Here is an 18,909-nt window from a genome sequence, read left to right as displayed (position 1 = left end):
TTAAACTACTGAAAGTTATTGAGTGTTGATTTTACCCTATATCCTAATCAGGCTTGACCTAGACTGTCAACTTTTGGGGATCGAGATAAAGCGGTACTTATTAACAATTATTAATAATCAATTAATCATGATGATTGATGATGTGGGTCAGGTCTTGACAAGCGCGATCGACTTCTGACCAAAATACCCAAGAGAAAATCAAGAGGACAATAATCGGAAGGGGAATAAAGAGTAGAGTTTCCAGCCCCATATCTTCCGAGAACAAAGTAGCAACTAGAAACAGGAGTGAAATGCTGCACCAGGAAGATCCCCAAAAGAGCAGAAAGGCACTGACGATCGGATGTAAACTGAGGGTAATATGAACGGCAGTACCATCGGGTAAGGGTTCAAATCGACCGCGAATTTGGGGTAAAAAGGAATTGCGATAGTCAATGACTCGCCGAATGTTAAAGCCATCTGGGGAAATCGTACCGCAATAGGGAGCATGATCTGGCGATCGCCTCCATTCCCAGATTTTGGGTGCTTCAATATGAGCTTCTAGGCGATGGATAATTTCTATTACGGAGTCTGATGTTTTCAGGGTCAGGCGATGGTAAGGTAAGATTCTCATGATAGATGGGGTAATGAGCCTGTTTTAGGCGATCGTACTCAAAATAAAGAAACCGGGTTTTTATGACTGAATCTTTGCCGATTCTATCATTGTAAAAACTCGGTTTCTAAGCCACAAACTCTATCAGAGGTACTGCTATTGTAGAGTTTGAGTTAAATGGGCGAGGCGATCGCAGCAATATCATTTTCGCCGATAAAGGAGTTCATGCGTTGATAAAATCGGGCATTGGTGAGGGGGGCATTGTCTTGCGCTTCCCAGTTATCTTTGAGCAGACAAGAAGCGGGTTGAATGTTTAAGGTTTCTGGGGGGCGATAGGGGAGTTTTTCAATCAATCCGTTGATCAAGTCACCTAAGTGAATGGGGGAATAAAAATGATGTTTGATTTGGACTCGCGCCAGGTTGGCGTTGATGAGTTTAGTGGGATCGAGTTCGGCGGTAAATCCGCCTAAGTTGGTATCGGATAAAATTGCGCCCAGGCAAAGAATACAATCGGCATTTTCGACGCGATCGCGGACTGTATCTCGGCTTAAGGCTCCCACATAGTTGCCGATAAATTGGGGATGCATTTCGGAAATTGCTGATTTACCGAGCATGGTGGTGGCAACGGGATAGCCGGTTTTTTCGACGAGCTGGTAGAGTTGAGATTGAATGCCGTATCGATGGAGTTCTACACCGGCTAAGATAATGGGAGCTTGGGCGTTTTGTAGGAGTTCGATGGCTTCGGCGATCGCCTCTTTTAGGGCTTCGGGTTGGCTCTGGAGTACCGATAGGGAGGGCTTCCGCAGGGGTAATACGCAGGGTTGATCGACTAAATCTGCGGGAATTTCGATGTATACGGGGCGTTTATACTGGAGGCAAGCGGCGATCGCCCGATCGATCTGAGTAATGGCATCATCGGGGGTTAAGGTGACTGCGGCAACCGTGACGTTTTCGAGGATCGAACGTTGCAAAGTATAGTCTCCAGTGGTGTGATGCATCAGTAAGGCATTTTGTTCTGCGGAGGTTTTGGGCGCACCGCTAATGGCAATGACGGGCACTTGTTCCGCATAGGCTCCTGCTAGAGCATTGACTATACTCAATCCTCCCACACCGTAAGTGACGCAAAGGGCGCTGACTCCATTTAACCGGGCGTAAGCATCCGCCGCATAGCCAGCGTTTAATTCGTTACAAGTTCCGATCAGATCCATGGAGCTTTCCACAATGTGATCCATGAATCTCAGTACATAATCACCCGGTACGCCAAAAATATGTCGAACACCGATGGATTCAAGTTTCTTGACTAAGTATTTTCCCACACTAACGGCAGTGGATTGGACGGGATACAGTCCGGATTCTGGCATTAAACTCATCAGACTCTCCTCATCAATAGGGTGTTATTATGGCTCTCTTGGTTAAAGTATCGTGAATTTTTATTAAAAAGAGTTGCTTAAAATACAAAATTATGCATTTAAAGACAACGATCACCCCAAGCACCATCTTGTATTATGATGAGAGCCATGGTCACGCAAGGAAGAGAGAAGTTGTTGTTTACTCGGTTCAGACAATCTCAGCGTTTAGGGAAATTTTTGACGATCGCCCTGGTTTGTTGTCTCATGGCGATCGCCTGTAGTCCTCAGTCTAATAATACACAAACTCCGACTAAGGAGAATCCACGGGTAATTTTAGGCACTACTCTTAAACCCCGCACCCTCGATCCCGCCGATGCCTATGAAGTTCCTTCTCTCAATGTCCTCTACAATGTGGGCGATCGCCTCTATACTTACCAAGATGGAACGTCAGATTTAGCACCACAGTTAGCCACAGAATTACCGAGTGTAAGCGGCGATCGGCTCACTTATATCATCCCCTTGCGTCAAGGCGTTATGTTCCACGATGGCACACCCTTCAACGCTGAAGCCATGGCATTTTCCCTCAAGCGGTTTATGGAAAACCAGGGCAAACCCTCCTTTTTACTCTCCGATATCGTGGAATCCATCGAAGCCACCGGAGAATATGAACTCACCATCAAACTCAAGCAACCCTTTGCCGGTTTTACGGCTCTGCTTGCCTTTAGCGGACTTTGCCCCATTTCTCCCCAATCTTATCAAATCGGGAGCGGTCAATTTCAGCCCGATACCTTTGTGGGAACTGGCCCCTATAAGGTAGCTGAAGTTACATCAGATACGATCCGCTTAGAACCCTTTACCGACTATTGGGGAGATGTCCCCCAAAATGAAGGCATTGATATTCAATGGTTTTCCTCTCCTGCTAACTTATTTAACGCCTTTCGGACTGGAGCCATTGACGTAACCCTAGGCACTTTAGACAGCAATCAAATTGAGAGTTTAGAGAAAGAAATTGACACAAAGGGATGGCGAGAAATTGCCGCCGAAGGGAATACATTGAACTATATTATTGTTAATGTTAAATCCGATCCGCTTAATCAATTACCCGTTCGCCAAGCCTTAGCTGCAATCACCGATCGCCCCACGATGAACAATCGCGTCCTTCAAGGACAAGCAGAACCGGCGTATACCTTAATACCGAAAACTTTTGCCGCTTCAGAGCCGATATTTCAAAAAGTCTATGGTGATGGTAACGTGGAACTAGCGAAAAAATTGTTAACTGAAGCCGGTTATTCCGTCGATAAACCGGCAGTTGTAGAGATTTGGTATCCCTCCAGCTCCACTAAGCGGGGACTGATTGCTAGTACCCTGAAGGCGATCGCCGATACGGAACTCGAAGGGATCTTACAAATACAACCCAACTCCGTCGAATCCACCACTGCCTTCCAAAACCTAGATAAAGGCGTTTATCCCACCTTCATGCTCGACTGGTACGCCGATTTTCTCGATCCCGATAACTACGTGCAACCCTTCCTCGAATGTACCGAAGGCTCAGAAACCGAGGGTTGTAAAGCCGGAGCAAGTCAATATCATGGCTCCTTTTATTATAATGCCCGCGTCAATGACTTGATCAAGCAACAACGGCAAGAACAAGATCCAGAAAAACGGCGCTTATTGCTAGTAGAAATTCAAGAGATATTAGCCGAAGAAGTCCCCTATATTCCCCTCTGGTTTGACAAAGATTATGTATTCGCCCAGCAAAATATTGAAGGGGTGATGATTGAAGCTAATCAATCTATTCTCTATAGCAAAATCACGCGAGTTGAGAGTTAGGGAAAATTTGCCTCTTGCCCTATGAAAACCGATACCCTCTTTTACAAAATATTCCAAGAATTTCCCCAATTCTTCTTTGAACTCTGCGGACTTCCTCCATCTAGAGCCAACCAGTACACTTTTACCTCCGTAGAAGTCAAACAACTCGCCTTTCGCCTCGATGGGCTGTTTCTTCCCAGTAGCAATAACCCCGATCTTCCCTTCTATATCACCGAGGTTCAATTTCAACCCGATGAGGATTTGTATTATCGTTTATTTAGCGAAGTTTTCCTCTATCTGAGACAATATAAACCGCCCCATCCCTGGGAAGTTGTGGTCATTTATCCAAGCCGGAATACGGAACCCGATAGCGATTTACACTTTGCTAATGCGCTCCAACTTCCCGAAGTCACCCGCATTTACCTGGATGAACTAACCCAAAATTCATTAGGGTTAGGGGTGGTTAAACTGATTATTGAAAAGGAAAGTACAGCCCCAGAAAAAGCCAAAACTCTGATTGCACGAGCGAAATCAGAGTTAACGCAACAACAGGTACAACAGAACCTGATTGATTTGATCGAGACTATAATAGTCTATAAGTTACCGACCAAAACGAGGGAGGAAATTGAAGCGATGTTAGGACTGAGCGATATTCGACAAACCAAGGTTTACCAAGAAGCTTTCCAGGAAGGAGAGCAGCGCGGAGAGCAGCGCGGGGAACAGAAAGCTAGACTGAAGGCAATTCCTCGGATGGCAAGTTATGGATTATCTCCAGAAGTTATCGCCCAATTATTGGAACTTCCGGTGGAAACGGTGACTGAAGTGCTAGAGAATTTGGATAAAGATAATCAGTGATGGGGAACTGTTAAACCTCACAGATATGAAGCAATAGAAGGAGGAAATAGTCCACTACTTTCTGATCGAATAGATCCTAGAGAGTCACTTCCAATTCAGCCGCAAAATCGGGTACAGGAAACGAATCGCGGTATAATCCATCCAGTTTGCCAGGATTCGCCGTTTCAGAATAGTTATGAATTTGACCGCTTTTACCCGGATGAAAGAGCGCCAAGGATGGGCAGGATTAATCGTTGAAATGTCCTGCTTATCTTGGGTTTGGCTGATTGGAGTATGGACGCTGTTGTGTAATGCGGTAGTGTTACATCAGGGTACATTTGAGACTTTACTCCAATTTTCGGCGATCGCCCTCATTTTAGCGGTTGTCGGTTTTTTCCTCAGTTTCCAGGCAGTGATTCCTGACTCCTTCCCCCTAGCACAAGATAGCGCAGAACCCTCCAAACCTCAGCTTGGCAAAGATTTGGCTCTTCCTTTGGCTATAGCGGTAATTTTAGTCATTATTTATGGCATAACTGATAATTTTGTCCTCTTTTGGAGTTTATCCACGTTAGGATTAGGCGTTGCCTACGGGCAAATCCTCAGTAAAGATCCAGAAAAGTTTGTCTTAAAATTACCCAAAATTGTCTCCTGGGAATGGCTGCTTGGATTAGCCGCTCTCGCCATTATTGCTACGGCGATCGTACACCGCACCCATGGGGATGATGCCTTTTATCTCAACCTGATGGTAGCTGCTTTAGATCGTCCCGATCGCCCCCTAATGGTTCATGATGCGATGCATGGGTTGCCCAATTTGCCCCTGCTTTTACCGGTTTATCGGGTGCATTCTGTCGAACTTCTAGCCGCAGTGATTAGCCAAATTACTGGTATTTCCCATCTTTGGGTGCGGAATTTCTGGCAACCTCTGGCGATCGCTCCCCTAGTCATTTTTGCCTCTGCCCTCTTTTTCCGGGTAATTACTCCCCGAAACTGGTTAAGCGTCACTACTGTTACCACTTTCTTACTGATCGTTTTCACTGCAAGTGCTGCTGGCTTAGGCAATTTCTCCTTAGCTCGTCTGCAACAGGGTAAACCCCTCTTTGTGGCTATCTTGGTTCCCTTGATTATTGTCTATACTCTCCGGTATCTAACTGCACCGAGTGCTTGGAAATGGACGATCCTCAGTTTAGCCAATATTGCCGCCGTTGGCTGTAGCTCCACCGCTCTCTATGCTGCTCCTCTAACCGTATTGCTCGCAACTTGTGGATACTGGACTCCTACTCAAAAAGCCACCTGGCGATCGGTATCGGTTTTGACCACTGCGGCTTATCCGTTGGCGATCGCCCTCCTCTTCATCACTCAAGTCAAAACTTCCTCCCCCAACATGAGCGATCCCAACTTTGAGGCGATCGTTAATAACGACTTCGAGCTACAACTCAATCATGGCATGGGAGGATACATTTTTTGGGTAGCCACTCTAGCAACTTGGGCAGTCTTAAGCGATCTAAATATGCGCCGATTTCTCCTCGGCATAATCTTCGCCTTTATGCTCATCTTCATGAATCCCTTCCTGCAAGAATTTTTGGCAGTCAACCTCACCGGAATCCCCACCTTTCGCCGCCTCTGGTGGGTGATTCCCCGCCATCTTCTCCTCGGCATCTTACTCAGTTTTCCGCTCCTGACTTATCCTTTTTCAAAACATCAAAAACAAATAAAACTCACCTTTTATGCTTTAGTTTCCACCGCATTAATTGTCCTCTCTACCGCCCTTGCCCCTAACTCCTCCTCTCCTCAAATCGACTTTAACCGCATTCAATATCGCTTTCCTCCCCAACCCAAAATCCCCCAAGAAAAACTCGATCTCATTAACCGCATCCAAGCTAAAGTTCCCCCCGGAAGCTATGTCTTAGCACCCGCTTCCCCTGTCGGTGAAGAAGTTGCAGGAGATGAATTAGCCCGATGGATAATTGTGCTTCGCACTCCCCTATATCCCATTGTCGTCACCGAAAGCTATCTACAAGTCACCAATTTCTTTCCCGAAGCAGAAGCCAATCAGCGCCGCATTCTCTCCCAATACATTAGTGGTATAAATCGTCCCCCCAACGCTCCCCAGGTTTTACAATCTGCCATTTCTGAATTATCTATCAAAGCCGTTATTGTTCCCCTTACGAATCCCTGGGAACCGGAAATTAATGCCATTCTCTCCTCATTAGGCTTTCAGGTAAGCATTATCGATCATTATGCCCTTTGGATTTTATAATTCCCTGTTGGTAGTTTGTACTTTATGATTTAGTACACTTGACAATTAGTTCGATTTTTTGTATCATTTTACTCATATAAATATAATACCATAAGAGTCTATCATGAGTAATTTAAGTAGATTCGGTGATATTGATATACTTCACTCATCTTGTCCAACGCTAGTTAATCAGTTTTGGCAGTTAGAAGCAGATGCCGGTTTCCAGCGTAAACTGTTCATTGACTTTGCACACCAAAATCCTAATGCATTTAGCTGTTTTGCAGATTTTGATGCTAAAAAAGCCCAGAGGCAATTGAGTAAAGTTTGGACAACTATTGCTTTGTTGACTTTTAATCTGGCTTTACTCTATAAATATTTATCTTTTCTTTAATTGAAAGTAAACTTAGATAGTTGTGTATACCCTTTTGTAGATAGATGAAGTATAGTAAGAAAAAAGTTAAAAATGAGTAAATACACTCTTAACTCAATCGATATCTATCAAAAAATTATCGACTTATGTCTGCTAGAGATGTTTTCCATGAAGCGGTTAAACGGGCATTGATAAAAGATCGCTGGCAAGTTACACATGACCCGCTAGAATTGGAATGGGAAGAAGTTAAAGTCAAAATTGACTTGGCGGCAGAGCGCCTCATTGCTGCGGAGCGAGAAAACGAAAAAATTGCGGTCGAGATTAAGAGTTTTATCAGCTCTTCTGCGATCAGCGATTTTCATACGGCATTGGGGCAATTTTTGAATTACCAGATTATGTTAGAAGTAAACGAGCCTAAACGGGAGCTTTATCTCGCCGTTCCAGTTGAGGCGTACAGCAGTTTTTTTCAGAGTCGTTTTGCCCAAGTGGTTGTTGAGAAACATCAGATTAAGCTTTTGGTTTACGATCCAGTTTATGAGGAAGTTGTACGATGGATAAAGTAGAATACTATCGCGCCTGTATTCAAGAGCTACTGACGAAACATAGTCATTACAGCCATGATACGGGAGATGTGGAGAGCTTGCTCTGTTTCGATGTCGAGCGCGATCGCTATCAACTGATGCGCCTGGGGTGGAAACACTTGACGCGGGTTTACCACACAGTGTTACATTTTGATATTCGAGATGGGCAAATCTGGTTACAGCAGAACACCACGGATAGTGATGTGGGTGAAGAGTTGGTGGCAATGGGAGTGCCAAAACAAGATATTGTTTTAGGGTTACAGCCACCCTATAAGCGCCCCTATACGGGTTATGGTGTGGAGCGCGATCGCGTAGCGTCTCCAGAGGAGAACCGCCATCAATATACCTGATAGCAAAGAACTATGCAACAATGCCCCGTTTGTCAAGAAACTCTCCAACCCAGGCGATCGCCAGGATTATTATACTGCCAGCAGTGCGATATCTGGGTTTCCGATTTCAGCGCTGATGTCGCACTGCACTCAGAAACCATTATTGAAGAAAATCGTGCCCAAGGCTTAAAACAACTGCGCCTGAATAATTTTAACACAATTCTCGATATTTTACAAACCTATAGCCCCTTAGAAAATCAGCGCCTTTGTGATGTTGGATGTGCCTATGGATGGTTTCTAGAAGCAGCCCAAAAACGAGGAATAGAAGCCATGGGAATTGAACCCGAAGAAGCCGTTGCCATCCAGGGAATTGCCCAAGGATTGAACATTAAAATTGGCTACTTTCCCGACTGTTTAGACAACTCAGAACGCTATGATATCATTTCCTTTAACGATTCCCTCGAACATTTACCCGATTTACCCAGAATTTTCCAAGCCTGTTCTCATCACCTCAACCCTGATGGAAAACTAATTATTAACATCCCCAACAGTCAAGGCGTTTTCTTCAAAATAGCCGAAAAACTTGCCCAACTCGGATATTCTAAACCCTGGGATAGACTGTGGCAGAAAAACTATCCATTTCCCCATCTCATTTATGTCAATCCCCAGAACTTAGAAGACTATGTAACTGCCTATGGCTTTAAGCTTCTCCATAGTCAAACCCTAGAAACCCTTCAAATCAAAGGACTTTGGCAACGGTTACGCATGGATAAAAGCTCTGGGTGGCTGATGTCCGCTATACTTTATATCGGGTTGCTTATCCTCTACCCTCTGATTCATCAATGTCCCTCTGATATCCTCTTCCAGATTTATCAAAAAGAATCATAGATGTTTATTCAACTCGATCCCAATTTTTTAGCCCAAATTGCCACCGATAACGATCGCATCCCCACCCTATACTATTCTAAAATTGATTTAGTTAGATCCATCTTTTGGATGCGACTTAGACTGATCTATTCTGCTTTACAATATCTCCATATAAAAAGAGAAACCTGCTTAGACTTTGGTGGCGGTGGAGGTATTTTCTTACCTACATTAGCCGATGATTTCGATCGCGTCTTCTTCTTAGATCTCGAAGATCGCGAAGCGCGTCAAGTCATCCATCACTACGATCTCTCTAATATTCAGATTATTAAACAAGATGTCAGTCAAGTCAACCTACCCCATGAATCCTTTGATGCCATCATTGCTGCTGATGTTCTCGAACACTTCCAAGACTTATCCATCCCCACAACCCCTCTAAAATCCTGGCTCAAACCCACAGGCGTTTTAATCACTTCTTTACCGACAGAAAACTGGATTTATCAAGGATTACGCGCCATTTTTAATATCGAAAAACCCCCCGATCATTATCATACCGGATACGAAGTCGAAACCTATCTAGAATCCCAAGGCTTTTATCCCATTCGCCGTCAATTTGTGCCCCTCATCTGGAATCTCTTTCCCTTGTTTTTAATTACCGTTTGGAAACTTAAATCTTCCCAAAAATGACCTTACAAATCATCACTTACTTAATCGCTTGTGTCTTCAGCATCAGTCTAGGGCAACTCCTGTTTAAATTAGCTGCTAACTTTAGTAATACCCACTCTCCCCAAGGGCTGACACTGATGAGCTATTTAAGCAATCCCTATCTGTGGAGCGCCCTGATCATTTATGGCTCGGCTACCCTATTTTGGATGTGGTTGTTGCGATTTATTCCACTCAATCAAGCTTACCCGTTTATGGCATTGGCATTTGTGATTGTTCCCCTATTGAGTAGCCTTTTTTTAGGTGAAAAAGTGGATGCTCGCTATCTGGTGGGAGTTGCCCTAATTATGTCCGGTTTGATTATGATGAATTATCAATAACAGAGGGGAATTGAATTGAGTTCAAAGCCGCTAATTGCTGTGATTATTCCCTGTTACCGAGTGCGCCAACATATCCAGTCTGTGTTATCGGAAATTGGCGCAGCAGTGGATAAAATCTACCTGGTGGATGATGGTTGCCCGGAAAATACGGGGGAGTTTGTAGAAAAAAATAGTCAAGATTGCCGAGTTCAAGTCCTCTACCATCGCCAAAATCAAGGAGTTGGCGGTGCAGTGATTACGGGATATCAACAGGCACTTCTAGACGGAGCCAGCATTTTGATTAAGCTAGATGGGGATGGGCAAATGAATCCCCGTTTTATCCCCCAATTGATTGCGCCCATTCTTTCAGGAGAAGCGGATTATACGAAAGGGAATCGCTTTTATCATCCGGAACACCTGCAAGGGATGCCGATGATTCGGGTATTGGGCAATGCGGGTTTATCGTTTTTAACGAAGTTATCTTCTGGATATTGGGATTTATTCGATCCCACGAATGGCTATACCGCGATTCATCATGCGGTGTTAGAACTGATTCCTTTGCGGAAACTGAGTAAACGGTTTTTCTTTGAGTCGGATTTACTGTTTCGTCTGAATACAGTGCAAGCGGTGGTGATGGATATTCCGATGGCTTCCCAATATGGAGATGAGCAAAGTAATCTGAAGATTATGAAGATTTTTTTGCCGTTTTTATGGGGAAATTGCCGTAATTTGATCAAGCGAATTTTTTATAATTATTATCTGAGAAGTTTTTCGATCGCCTCCCTAGAGCTGTTGCTAGGGTTACCTTTCTTGGGCTTTGGCGTTATTTTCGGGGGGGTGTCTTGGCTGAATAGTTTTACTACGGGAGAAACGGCAACTGCGGGAACAGTGATGTTAGCGGCTCTGCCGATTATTCTGGGTTTTCAATTGCTGTTATCGTTTATTAATTACGATATTTCGATTATGCCTCGCATCCCCTTGCAACGGAAGTTAAGGAGAACTAACAGTTGAAATGCCCTCTCCCTTAATCCCTCTCCCACAGAAGAGGGACTTTAGCTAATCATCGTGGTGGCTGATGATAATTGTTAATTGTTAATTGTTCATTATTTACGGGCCGTCTAATACGGCATCTTGGATATCTTGACGACTGAGGGAATATTTAAATCCCCGTTGAATATCGCTGCCGTCATTTCCTTCTTTTAAATAACAGACAATGAGCTGTTCGGTTTCTAAATAAATTTCGGCTTCCCAACTGTCATGTTTTAACCGCCAACAATGGAGTTCTTCTTTATCTTGTTCACCCCCAAGTTGAGATAGCCATTGTTCAATTTGTGGGAGGGGATGGTTGTATAGGGGAGTGTCGGGAGTAGGAAGGGGCATAGACAGAAAAAGAAGATCGAGAGGGTAAATTTATGGAGATGGAGGTAGGGATAGGGTGGGTGAAATCAGTTCGGGATGCAACCAGGCGATCGCGATCGCCAATCCTAAACATACCACAAACGTCAGTCCCAGAATAAATAGGGCAAACAGTTCCCCCGATGAGAGGGGGCGATCGCGCGAATCAAGGTAAGCTGAAGAGCGATAATCATGGGGGGAATTCCCGGAGCGCAAATCCACAGGAGGACGCACTACATAGAATCGAGAATAACCCATGGCGCGATCGTAGATTCCCCGGCGCTCTGGATTGCTTAACACTGCATAGGCTTCATTTAGCTCATGAAAGCGCCGGGTTGCCACATCTGGATCTAAATCCGTCGTATCTGGATGATAGCGCTTACTCAACTCCCGATAGGCTCGGCGAATTTCCAAAGCAGAAGCCAAAGGATGAACCCCTAATCGGGTATAGTGGGTGGATGAAACCGTCTGCTGATGTCGATCGGAAGAACTCGAAGAAGGATGATTCACGGATGAGGGTTTAGGTCACAACACTGAAGAACTTTAACGGATTTTAAATCATTTTACAGCCCTTCCCTTTCTTCGGGCGATCGCCAAGGAACTTTGACGAGTATTTATCGTCTGCCCTAGGCTATTATCCAAGGTATTCAGAATGCAACTTGACCCCAATTATGGTAAGTAAAATTTTTTCGTTGGCTAGGCAATTGAGAAAATCGCGGCGCTTATCTCGGTGGATATGGGTATTTTTGGCCACAGTAAGTTTAACAATTCTTGCCCAACCTTCTTTACCCCCCAGTATTGCCCAGAATGCTCGGATTACCGAAGCGACGATCGCCGAAATTGTGGACAGACAAGTATTAGTTAATCGTCGTCTCGTGGCTCCAAACGACAAAGCCAGATTAGGGGAACGGATTCAAACTACTGGAGCGAGAGTAGAACTCAAAGTTAATACGGGGGCGATCGCCCGTTTAGGAAGCAATTCCGCCTTAGTTCTGGGCAGTCAATGCTTGCAACTGCAACAGGGACAGATATTAGTCAGTGGAGCGAGTAGCGCTTGTACTCCCAATGTTGATTCAAACATACGGGAAGCGACTTATCTCCTAGAGAGACTAGACAATAACCAAACCCGTTATGCCGTTTTAGAAGGAGAAATTGAAATCAGCAATCCTCAAGTTCCCAATTTAGCCCCAGTTTCCGTGCAGCAGGGGCAAGACATCATCATTGAATCAGATGGTCGTTTTAATCCCGTTCAACCCCTCTCTTCTAGCGGTTATGCAGAGATTCTCAACGGAGAATTGATGAGGGATTTTTCCACCCCATTACCCAATCTGATTGCCATTAAACAAACCTTTGAAACCCTATATCCCGATCAAACTTTTCCCCCCTATCTCTCCCAACTGATTGTCGATAAATCGTTCCGTTGTCCCTCTAACTTTGTCGCCGCTTCTGCACCAGTAGAAACCCAACAAAATTGGACAACTCAACTGAGTTTAGCCCGCCTAACTTCAGCCCGGCAAGGGGGATTACTGATTCAACTCAAGGTGTTAGATAAACCTCTGACTCGATATGCCAATGCTGTTTATCAGATTTATGCTTTACGGGAACAGAGTTGGGTTCCCTTGTATACTAGCATGGGGGCTAGATTAATTAATAATCAGAATGGGACTTTACCCCCAATGTCCGAAACTATTCCGGTTGAAGCTCTGCGACTGCAAGCATTAGGGGAAAAGGTCAATATAGAGAATTTGGAGTTAAAAGCGGTGGTGAAAATTCGCTACGACTTATCGATGGAACAACGAGATCTTAACCTAGAGATCGAGCAAATAAAAGCTTATCCAGACATTCCCATTAGTCATTGTTTATCCTAGGAGTCAGTTGGCGATCCGCTTCGAGTTGGTTACGCCGACGGTTAATCCGTTTTTGGGCAATTTTCCAAGCGCCAAAAGAACAGACAGAACTCAAGAGTAAAGCAATGAGAAAGGGATGGGGTAATTGCAATTCTAGTTTTTGGCTATTGGGTAAAGACCAGGGTTGGGTGATTAAACCGGAACTGGAAGCAACGATCGCCCCCGCAGCGATACCCACACCCACGGCTTGAATTTGGTCTTGGAGGTCTTGATCGCTTTTCGCTTGCTCGATTTCCGCCGTCGCTCTAATGGTGTTAATCAAATCGCTAAACAAATCCTTCCCCGGTTCTAAATATTCTAAATACCGCTCAACTTTTTGGAGATAGCGAGGGTAGGTTTTATCGGCGAGAGTTGACCAGACCTCTAGTTTATTTCCAGCAGCGATTAAATGCCCTAAAGCCGTTTGGAAATTCTGAATATTGGTTTTAATCGTTGTGTGGTGCGCCTTGAGATCGCGTAAACAGCAGTGATAATAGAGCAGCTCTTGGGGGACAGATTGGATCAGACTATCTAAATCCTTGAGGCGTTGGCTAGGGTTTTTTTGATTAATTTGGGAAAATTCTTGTATTTTACATTCAAGTTTGCTATAATAATCTTTGCCATTTTTATAGGCTTCCTTCGCGTCGCGGTAAGTGGCGTTTATTTTACTATAGCTCCACAGTAAACCCCTAAACATCGGCGCATTTTTGGAAAATTTATCGCTATCAAACTGAGTCGGTTTAGCTAAGAGAATCCACAGGGTTAAACCAGGAGCTTCAAACCAAAAACCCGGACAATTAAACAGGGTAAATTCTCCCCGAAATTCGGGATTGAGGTTAGTCTTATCACAGAGAGCAGTAGCCCATTTTTTTGCTTCTTCGCTGCTAGGACTTTTGAGCAAAGGCAAATAGTTTTCTTCGCCATAAAGAACCAAAACCTTGCCTAAATCTGCGGTAATTCCAGTGATTAACCGGTTAGGCTGAAAAACAGTCAGAGCGGGGATATCTAGCTCGGTGTCGCGGTTTTCAGGATTGAGCGTCAGCGTCAGGCAATAAGTATCATTGAGCAAATAGGGTTCGATTTCTCCGGTTAATTTGAAGCCTGGGGATGTGGGAATTTGACTCAGTTTAATCTCTGTTTGCTGAGGGGTTAAACATTCTCCAGTGATTGTTTCTTCCTTTTCTGGTTTATACTGATAGTTGCCTTGAGCGTCGGCGGTGTAGGAAACCAGTTGAGACTTAAGGTTTTTCAATTCGGGAAAGGGATAAACATCGCTCAATTTTACGAGGCTTTCCCACAGTTGAATACCCTGATTTTTGGTTGTTTCCAGGGAATCACCTAAGCCTTGTTTTAGGTGGAAAGCGTAAAGGGTAAGAGTGATATTTTTCACGATATTTTTTATGACTGGGTTCAGAAGCATCTGCATCAGGTAGGGGGTATTAAACCCATTTTTGGCGCATCTTTGAGAGGCATCTACTCAAGACAGTTGTAGCAGAGGTTTAATTTTTTTTAGGAGTTCGGGAATACTCAATTCTAACGTCAGCCATACCCGATCGATATCAACTCCTTCATAATCATGGATTAGCTTATAAGGTTTATTTCGGAGCATAAATAACTTGGGCAGAACTCAAAATATTAGCTTTTCTAATGGGATTAAAACTCTTTTCAATCACCTGCTTTTCTACTAAATCAACATCGCGATTGAAACAAGCAGCCAACTCCTGTTCCATTACAACTAAATCCAAGATTGTCCAAGGACTATCGGCGGCAAAAGACACCAAAATATCAATATCGCTTTGGGCATTAAAATCTTCCCGCAACACTGAACCAAACAAAGCGAATTCTGTCACCTGCCACTTGTGACAAAATGCGGTGATTTCTGCCATTGATAGCTGAATCTGTTGAGTACCAATCATGTGCAATAAACAGTTTGTATCAAGTTGGGTAGCTAAGATTAAGGCTTGGGAGTCGGCGGTGGGGACTGCGGTGGGGGCGACGTATTGCGTCTTTTGGCATTATCCCACAACTCCTTAACCGTAGAGCCTGTGGTATTGGGTTTAGCTCCCCCAATCCCCATTTCTTTGGTTGGACCTAACAGAGGATTCTCGGCGGTTAGGGTGGCGAGTTGTTCCCGATAGGCTTGGTTGAGGGGTTCACGGTCGGCGAGCCAGTTTTCAATGGCTTGAGCGTTTTTCTCGTCATCATCCCCCAGTTGCAATTCGTCCAAGTCTTGCCGATAAGGGGCGAAGAATTGGTCAAAGTCCCCACTCAAGAGGATTTTAAAGGCTTCGATTTTGTCTCTGTCCCGTGCCATTTTTTGTTCTCCTTGTCCAACCACACAGAACGCCGCCCAGTGATAGGGGGACTCGTAGGGGGGGAAATCTGCCCCTTCTTTATTTTGCCTGTTTTGGAAAACTTTAGCCAGCGTTTTTCGCCAATAGTCATCTAGGAGGGGGGATTTTTGCACCCAGTCATAAAATCCGGCGTTGCTGGTTTCTCGGAGCCACTTTTGCGCCGCTTGCAAGGCTTGGGCGAGTTGGCCCGGTTGTTGTTGCAGCAGTTCATAGGTTTTAATCAGCAGCAGGGCGGTAGAGGCTTCATTCACAGACCAGAGGCTCATTAGGACCCTGGGACTCCCCGCCAGGATGAAACCACTGGCGATGCTGATATATTCGTCGGTTCGATCGAGGGCGACTTGTCCGGTTTCGCAGGCGGAGAGGGTGACAAGGCTGCAATTGCTGAGGTTCAGCTTGGCGATGATTTCTTCTAGGGTGAGAACGCCATCAGCCAGGAGTAAACCGGAGTCTAGGGGGGAGTTGGGGTTAAAGCTGCCGTGACAGGAGAAGAATAGATGATGGGTTTGGGAGAGGTTTTTGTTGAGGAAGGTGGCAAGGCGGGCGTTTTCTCTGGTGAGGATTTCGCGGTGGGGGTGGGGGAAGATGTTGCGGATGGTTTCTACTCCGATTTCTGCCCAGGCGAGGTCGTTGGTAGGGTTTTGGATGGCCAAAAGGCGGTTAAAGTTCAAGCGGGGGCGGCTTTGGGCTTGTTGCAGCAGTTGGCAGTTGGGGGCATAGGCGACTCCCTTGGGGAAGAGGTCTTGGAGGAAACCCTCACCCCCAGCCCCTCTCCCAAGTGGGGAGAGGGGAGAATTGGGGAAATTAGCCCCCTTCTCCCCATCTGGGAGAAGGGGGTTGGGGGATGAGGGAAGATGAACAGGTAAGGCATGGAGGGGGAACAGGTGCAGGAACAGGTGAGGGATGAGGATGAGTTTTTGGCAGTTGGGGAAGTTTTGCCGTAGGTTTTGCAGGATTTCATCGAGATGCAGGATTTTGGCCAGTTCCTCCAGGCGTTGGGCTAGGGTATTGCGCCATTGGTCTTTGTTGGTGCGATAGTCGGTGAGGTAGGCGTTTCCCCAGTCGCCTAGTTGCTTTAAGTCTTCCTCAGAAGATGTCCAGAGTTGGATCCCCCCTGCCCCCCTTGATAAGGGGGGTTCTGATTCTCCCCCTTGACTCGGTTCCGATACAGCAGATATCACAGGGGTTTCTTGTTCCCCCCCTTGACAAGGGGGGGCTAGGGGGGGATCGGGCATTAGGGTAAACGTGAGGAATTTATCCCCCAAGATATACCATTCCAAAATGGCGGTTTCCTCATCCAGTAACTCTTGCATCCCTTGGAAATGCAGGGGTTTGTAGGGTTCGAGTTGTTGTTTTTCTTGCCGGAGTTGCTTGATGTCGGTATAGTCCGGGTTCTTCCCTTGTTGCAGGCGGCGTTCTGCTTGGGCAATGGCGATTTTGAGTTCATCCAACTGTTGGCGGATGTTTTCGGGAATCACGCCGCCGGGATATGCGTCACGGGTGGCCATGAGTTCGACCAAGTTCCGGGCTTTGCTGCGGTCTGCGTATTCAATCGCATCCTGGTATCGACCTAATTCTAGGCAAACTTCCACCATGCCGCGATAAACTCGGTTCCATTCTTCATTAAAGTTGCGTTTATAGCCCTCACTATCTGCGCCAATTTCACCCCGGAGATATTCCACCTGGTCTAGGGCTTCTTGGAAACTCTGGTAGGCTTTCTCTAGGGCTTGTTGGGTCTGGGTGGAACTGTTCCCAGTTAGGCGAGATTGAGCTTGGTAGGCAAAACCAAAGTTATTTAGGGTTCCTGCTAAGTCGCGGGCTAACTCCAACCGCCGCCGAATCTCTGCTGCTTCATCGTAGGCGGCGATCGCACTTTCGAGATTGGCGGCGGGGTTGATGCCCATCTCGGCTTGGGTGAGGCGGGCATTTCCGAGGTTATTCAGGGTTCCGGAGAGGTCTTTTTCTAACTCCAACCGCCGCAGAATCTCTGCTGCATCATCGTAGGCGGCGATCGCACTTTCGAGATTGGCGGCGGGGTTGATGCCCATCTGGGCTTGGGTGCGGCGGGCATTTCCGAGGTTATTCAGGGTTCCGGAGAGGTCTTTTTCTAACTTCAACCGCCGCCGAATCTCTGCTGCTTCATCGTAGGCGGCGATCGCACTTTCGAGATTGGCGGCGGGGTTGATGCCCATCTGGGCTTGGGTGCTGCGGGCATTTCCGAGGTTATTCAGGGTAGAGGAGAGGTCTTTTTCTAACTCCAAGCGCCGCCGAATCTCTGCTGCTTCATCGTAGGCGGCGATCGCACTTTCGAGATTGGCGGCGGGGTTGATGCCCATCTCGGCTTGGGTGAGGCGGGCATTTCCGAGGTTATTCAGGGTAGAGGAGAGGTCTTTTTCTAACTCCAAGCGCCGCATAATCTCTGCTGCTTCATCGTAGGCGGCGATCGCACTATCGAGATTGGCGGCGGGGTTGATGCCCATCTGGGCTTGGGTGAGGCGGGCATTTCCGAGGTTATTCAGGGTAGAGGAGAGGTCTTTTTCTAACTCCAAGCGCCGCATAATCTCTGCTGCTTCATCGTAGGCGGCGATCGCACTTTGGAGATTGGCGGCGGGGTTGATGCCCATCTCGGCTTGGGTGAGGCGGGCAACTCCGAGGTTAGTCAGGGTTTGCGCCCGTTTTGGGGGGTTATCCGCCCGCAGTTCCAGCACTACCCCATAGCCCCGGATAGCAATCTCTAACGCTTCTGCATACCGACCATAGGGAAATTGCCAAATACTGGTACAGGTATCTTCTACTAAGCCTGCTATCCCCTCTGCTTCGTCGGGATTCTCAGCCAGATATCCTTGCACAAACTGGGCAATTGTATCCCCCAAGGCGGGAACAATCAACCCCATATTTTGCCGCATTACCTGATGGACTGCAACCTCATCCCCCCCGCTTTCCATTTCCGCTTGCAACAGTTGTACCCAAAATTGCTGTAATGCCCCTTGCTCATTTCCCCCCGTCCCCTCCCTCCCCAAAAACGCCCCCACCTGTTGCGCCACATTCCGCAAAAACCCCGCCGCGTTCTCCTGCCCCTCCCCCTGCAACCGTTCCGCTACCAACCCGCACACCTGCACAAACCCCTCATCCACCAACTCCAGATGAGCTTCGAGGATTTGCGGTTCCTCCCCACTGGGACATTCCAGGAGTTCTTGAATTAGGGAGAGATAAGCCTGTACTCTTTGTTCGTTCATAGGGGCGCACCCGGAGATAGTACACCGAATTTTACCCCATGCCCAAACCTCAGAA

General features: G+C 46.2%; 18 protein-coding genes and 1 pseudogene. 11 read left to right on the top strand and 8 right to left on the bottom strand.

The window, feature by feature from the left end; translation table 11 throughout:
• Positions 1-121: 121 nt before the first annotated feature.
• Both AC3FZD_RS00265 and AC3FZD_RS00260 read right to left on the bottom strand, forming a co-directional pair.
• Positions 122-610 carry a hypothetical protein gene (locus tag AC3FZD_RS00265; protein WP_488738208.1) on the bottom strand — a complete coding sequence of 163 codons (489 nt, stop codon included), beginning with the start codon at positions 608-610 and terminating at the stop codon, positions 122-124.
• Between the two features lie 185 nt (positions 611-795).
• A pseudogene (locus AC3FZD_RS00260) lies at positions 796-1,950 on the bottom strand (alpha-keto acid decarboxylase family protein); the annotation flags it as partial.
• Between the two features lie 147 nt (positions 1,951-2,097).
• Here AC3FZD_RS00260 and AC3FZD_RS00255 point away from each other — a divergent pair.
• From AC3FZD_RS00255 to AC3FZD_RS00210, 10 genes are all read left to right on the top strand, one after another.
• Positions 2,098-3,768 carry an ABC transporter substrate-binding protein gene (locus tag AC3FZD_RS00255; RefSeq protein ID WP_488740413.1) on the top strand — a complete coding sequence of 557 codons (1,671 nt, stop codon included), beginning with the start codon at positions 2,098-2,100 and terminating at the stop codon, positions 3,766-3,768.
• Positions 3,769-3,789: 21 nt separating this feature from the next.
• Positions 3,790-4,602, top strand: coding sequence for an Rpn family recombination-promoting nuclease/putative transposase (locus tag AC3FZD_RS00250; protein ID WP_488738207.1), 813 nt, complete (start codon positions 3,790-3,792; stop codon positions 4,600-4,602).
• Positions 4,603-4,777: 175 nt separating this feature from the next.
• Positions 4,778-6,838, top strand: coding sequence for a DUF6077 domain-containing protein (locus AC3FZD_RS00245; protein ID WP_488738206.1), 2,061 nt, complete (start codon positions 4,778-4,780; stop codon positions 6,836-6,838).
• A 103-nt stretch (positions 6,839-6,941) separates the two neighbouring features.
• Positions 6,942-7,208 carry a hypothetical protein gene (locus tag AC3FZD_RS00240; RefSeq protein WP_488738205.1) on the top strand — a complete coding sequence of 89 codons (267 nt, stop codon included), beginning with the start codon at positions 6,942-6,944 and terminating at the stop codon, positions 7,206-7,208.
• Between the two features lie 125 nt (positions 7,209-7,333).
• The gene (locus tag AC3FZD_RS00235; RefSeq protein WP_488738204.1) at positions 7,334-7,750 is read left to right on the top strand and encodes a XisH family protein; all 417 of its coding nucleotides are present in this window, start codon (positions 7,334-7,336) and stop codon (positions 7,748-7,750) included.
• Positions 7,738-8,118: a XisI protein gene (locus AC3FZD_RS00230; protein WP_488738203.1), complete on the top strand. Its 381-nt coding sequence runs from the start codon at positions 7,738-7,740 to the stop codon at positions 8,116-8,118. The genes AC3FZD_RS00235 and AC3FZD_RS00230 overlap by 13 nt, the downstream gene beginning before the upstream one ends.
• Positions 8,119-8,130: 12 nt before the next feature.
• Positions 8,131-8,985 (top strand): class I SAM-dependent methyltransferase, encoded by an 855-nt coding sequence (locus AC3FZD_RS00225; RefSeq protein ID WP_488738202.1) that lies wholly within the window; start codon positions 8,131-8,133, stop codon positions 8,983-8,985.
• Positions 8,986-9,648: a class I SAM-dependent methyltransferase gene (locus AC3FZD_RS00220; RefSeq protein ID WP_488738201.1), complete on the top strand. Its 663-nt coding sequence runs from the start codon at positions 8,986-8,988 to the stop codon at positions 9,646-9,648. It begins immediately after the preceding gene.
• A complete protein-coding gene (locus AC3FZD_RS00215) occupies positions 9,645-10,004 on the top strand; it encodes an EamA family transporter (protein ID WP_488738200.1) in 360 nt (119 codons plus the stop codon). The genes AC3FZD_RS00220 and AC3FZD_RS00215 overlap by 4 nt, the downstream gene beginning before the upstream one ends.
• Positions 10,005-10,019: 15 nt before the next feature.
• Complete coding sequence (locus AC3FZD_RS00210) at positions 10,020-10,994, top strand: glycosyltransferase family 2 protein (RefSeq protein WP_488738199.1); 975 nt, start codon at positions 10,020-10,022, stop codon at positions 10,992-10,994.
• A gap of 96 nt (positions 10,995-11,090) precedes the next feature.
• On the opposite strand, the gene AC3FZD_RS00205 is transcribed toward AC3FZD_RS00210, so the two are convergent.
• On the bottom strand, positions 11,091-11,363 hold the full coding sequence (locus AC3FZD_RS00205) for a DUF3143 domain-containing protein (protein WP_488738198.1): 273 nt from the start codon (positions 11,361-11,363) through the stop codon (positions 11,091-11,093).
• A 30-nt stretch (positions 11,364-11,393) separates the two neighbouring features.
• On the bottom strand, positions 11,394-11,888 hold the full coding sequence (locus tag AC3FZD_RS00200) for a J domain-containing protein (RefSeq protein ID WP_488738197.1): 495 nt from the start codon (positions 11,886-11,888) through the stop codon (positions 11,394-11,396).
• Positions 11,889-12,049: 161 nt separating this feature from the next.
• Between AC3FZD_RS00200 and AC3FZD_RS00195 the strand changes: the two genes are divergently transcribed.
• Entirely contained in the window at positions 12,050-13,246 is a 1,197-nt protein-coding gene (locus tag AC3FZD_RS00195; protein WP_488738196.1) for a FecR family protein, read from the top strand.
• On the opposite strand, the gene AC3FZD_RS00190 is transcribed toward AC3FZD_RS00195, so the two are convergent.
• From AC3FZD_RS00190 to AC3FZD_RS00175, 4 genes are all read right to left on the bottom strand, one after another.
• Positions 13,227-14,654 (bottom strand): hypothetical protein, encoded by a 1,428-nt coding sequence (locus tag AC3FZD_RS00190; RefSeq protein ID WP_488738195.1) that lies wholly within the window; start codon positions 14,652-14,654, stop codon positions 13,227-13,229. The genes AC3FZD_RS00195 and AC3FZD_RS00190 overlap by 20 nt on opposite strands.
• Before the next feature lie 87 nt (positions 14,655-14,741).
• Positions 14,742-14,873, bottom strand: coding sequence for a hypothetical protein (locus tag AC3FZD_RS00185; protein WP_488738194.1), 132 nt, complete (start codon positions 14,871-14,873; stop codon positions 14,742-14,744).
• Positions 14,860-15,180 carry a nucleotidyltransferase family protein gene (locus AC3FZD_RS00180; RefSeq protein WP_488738193.1) on the bottom strand — a complete coding sequence of 107 codons (321 nt, stop codon included), beginning with the start codon at positions 15,178-15,180 and terminating at the stop codon, positions 14,860-14,862. Before AC3FZD_RS00180 ends, AC3FZD_RS00185 begins: the two co-directional genes overlap by 14 nt.
• 38 nt (positions 15,181-15,218) lie before the next feature.
• A complete protein-coding gene (locus tag AC3FZD_RS00175; RefSeq protein WP_488738192.1) occupies positions 15,219-18,854 on the bottom strand; it encodes a CHAT domain-containing protein in 3,636 nt (1,211 codons plus the stop codon).
• Between the last annotated feature and the right edge of the window lie 55 nt (positions 18,855-18,909).

It is taken from the genome of Roseofilum sp. KMC-1, from assembly GCF_057802075.1.
Note: the sequence above shows the minus strand (reverse complement) of the source record. Positions and strands in the feature narration are given on the sequence as shown.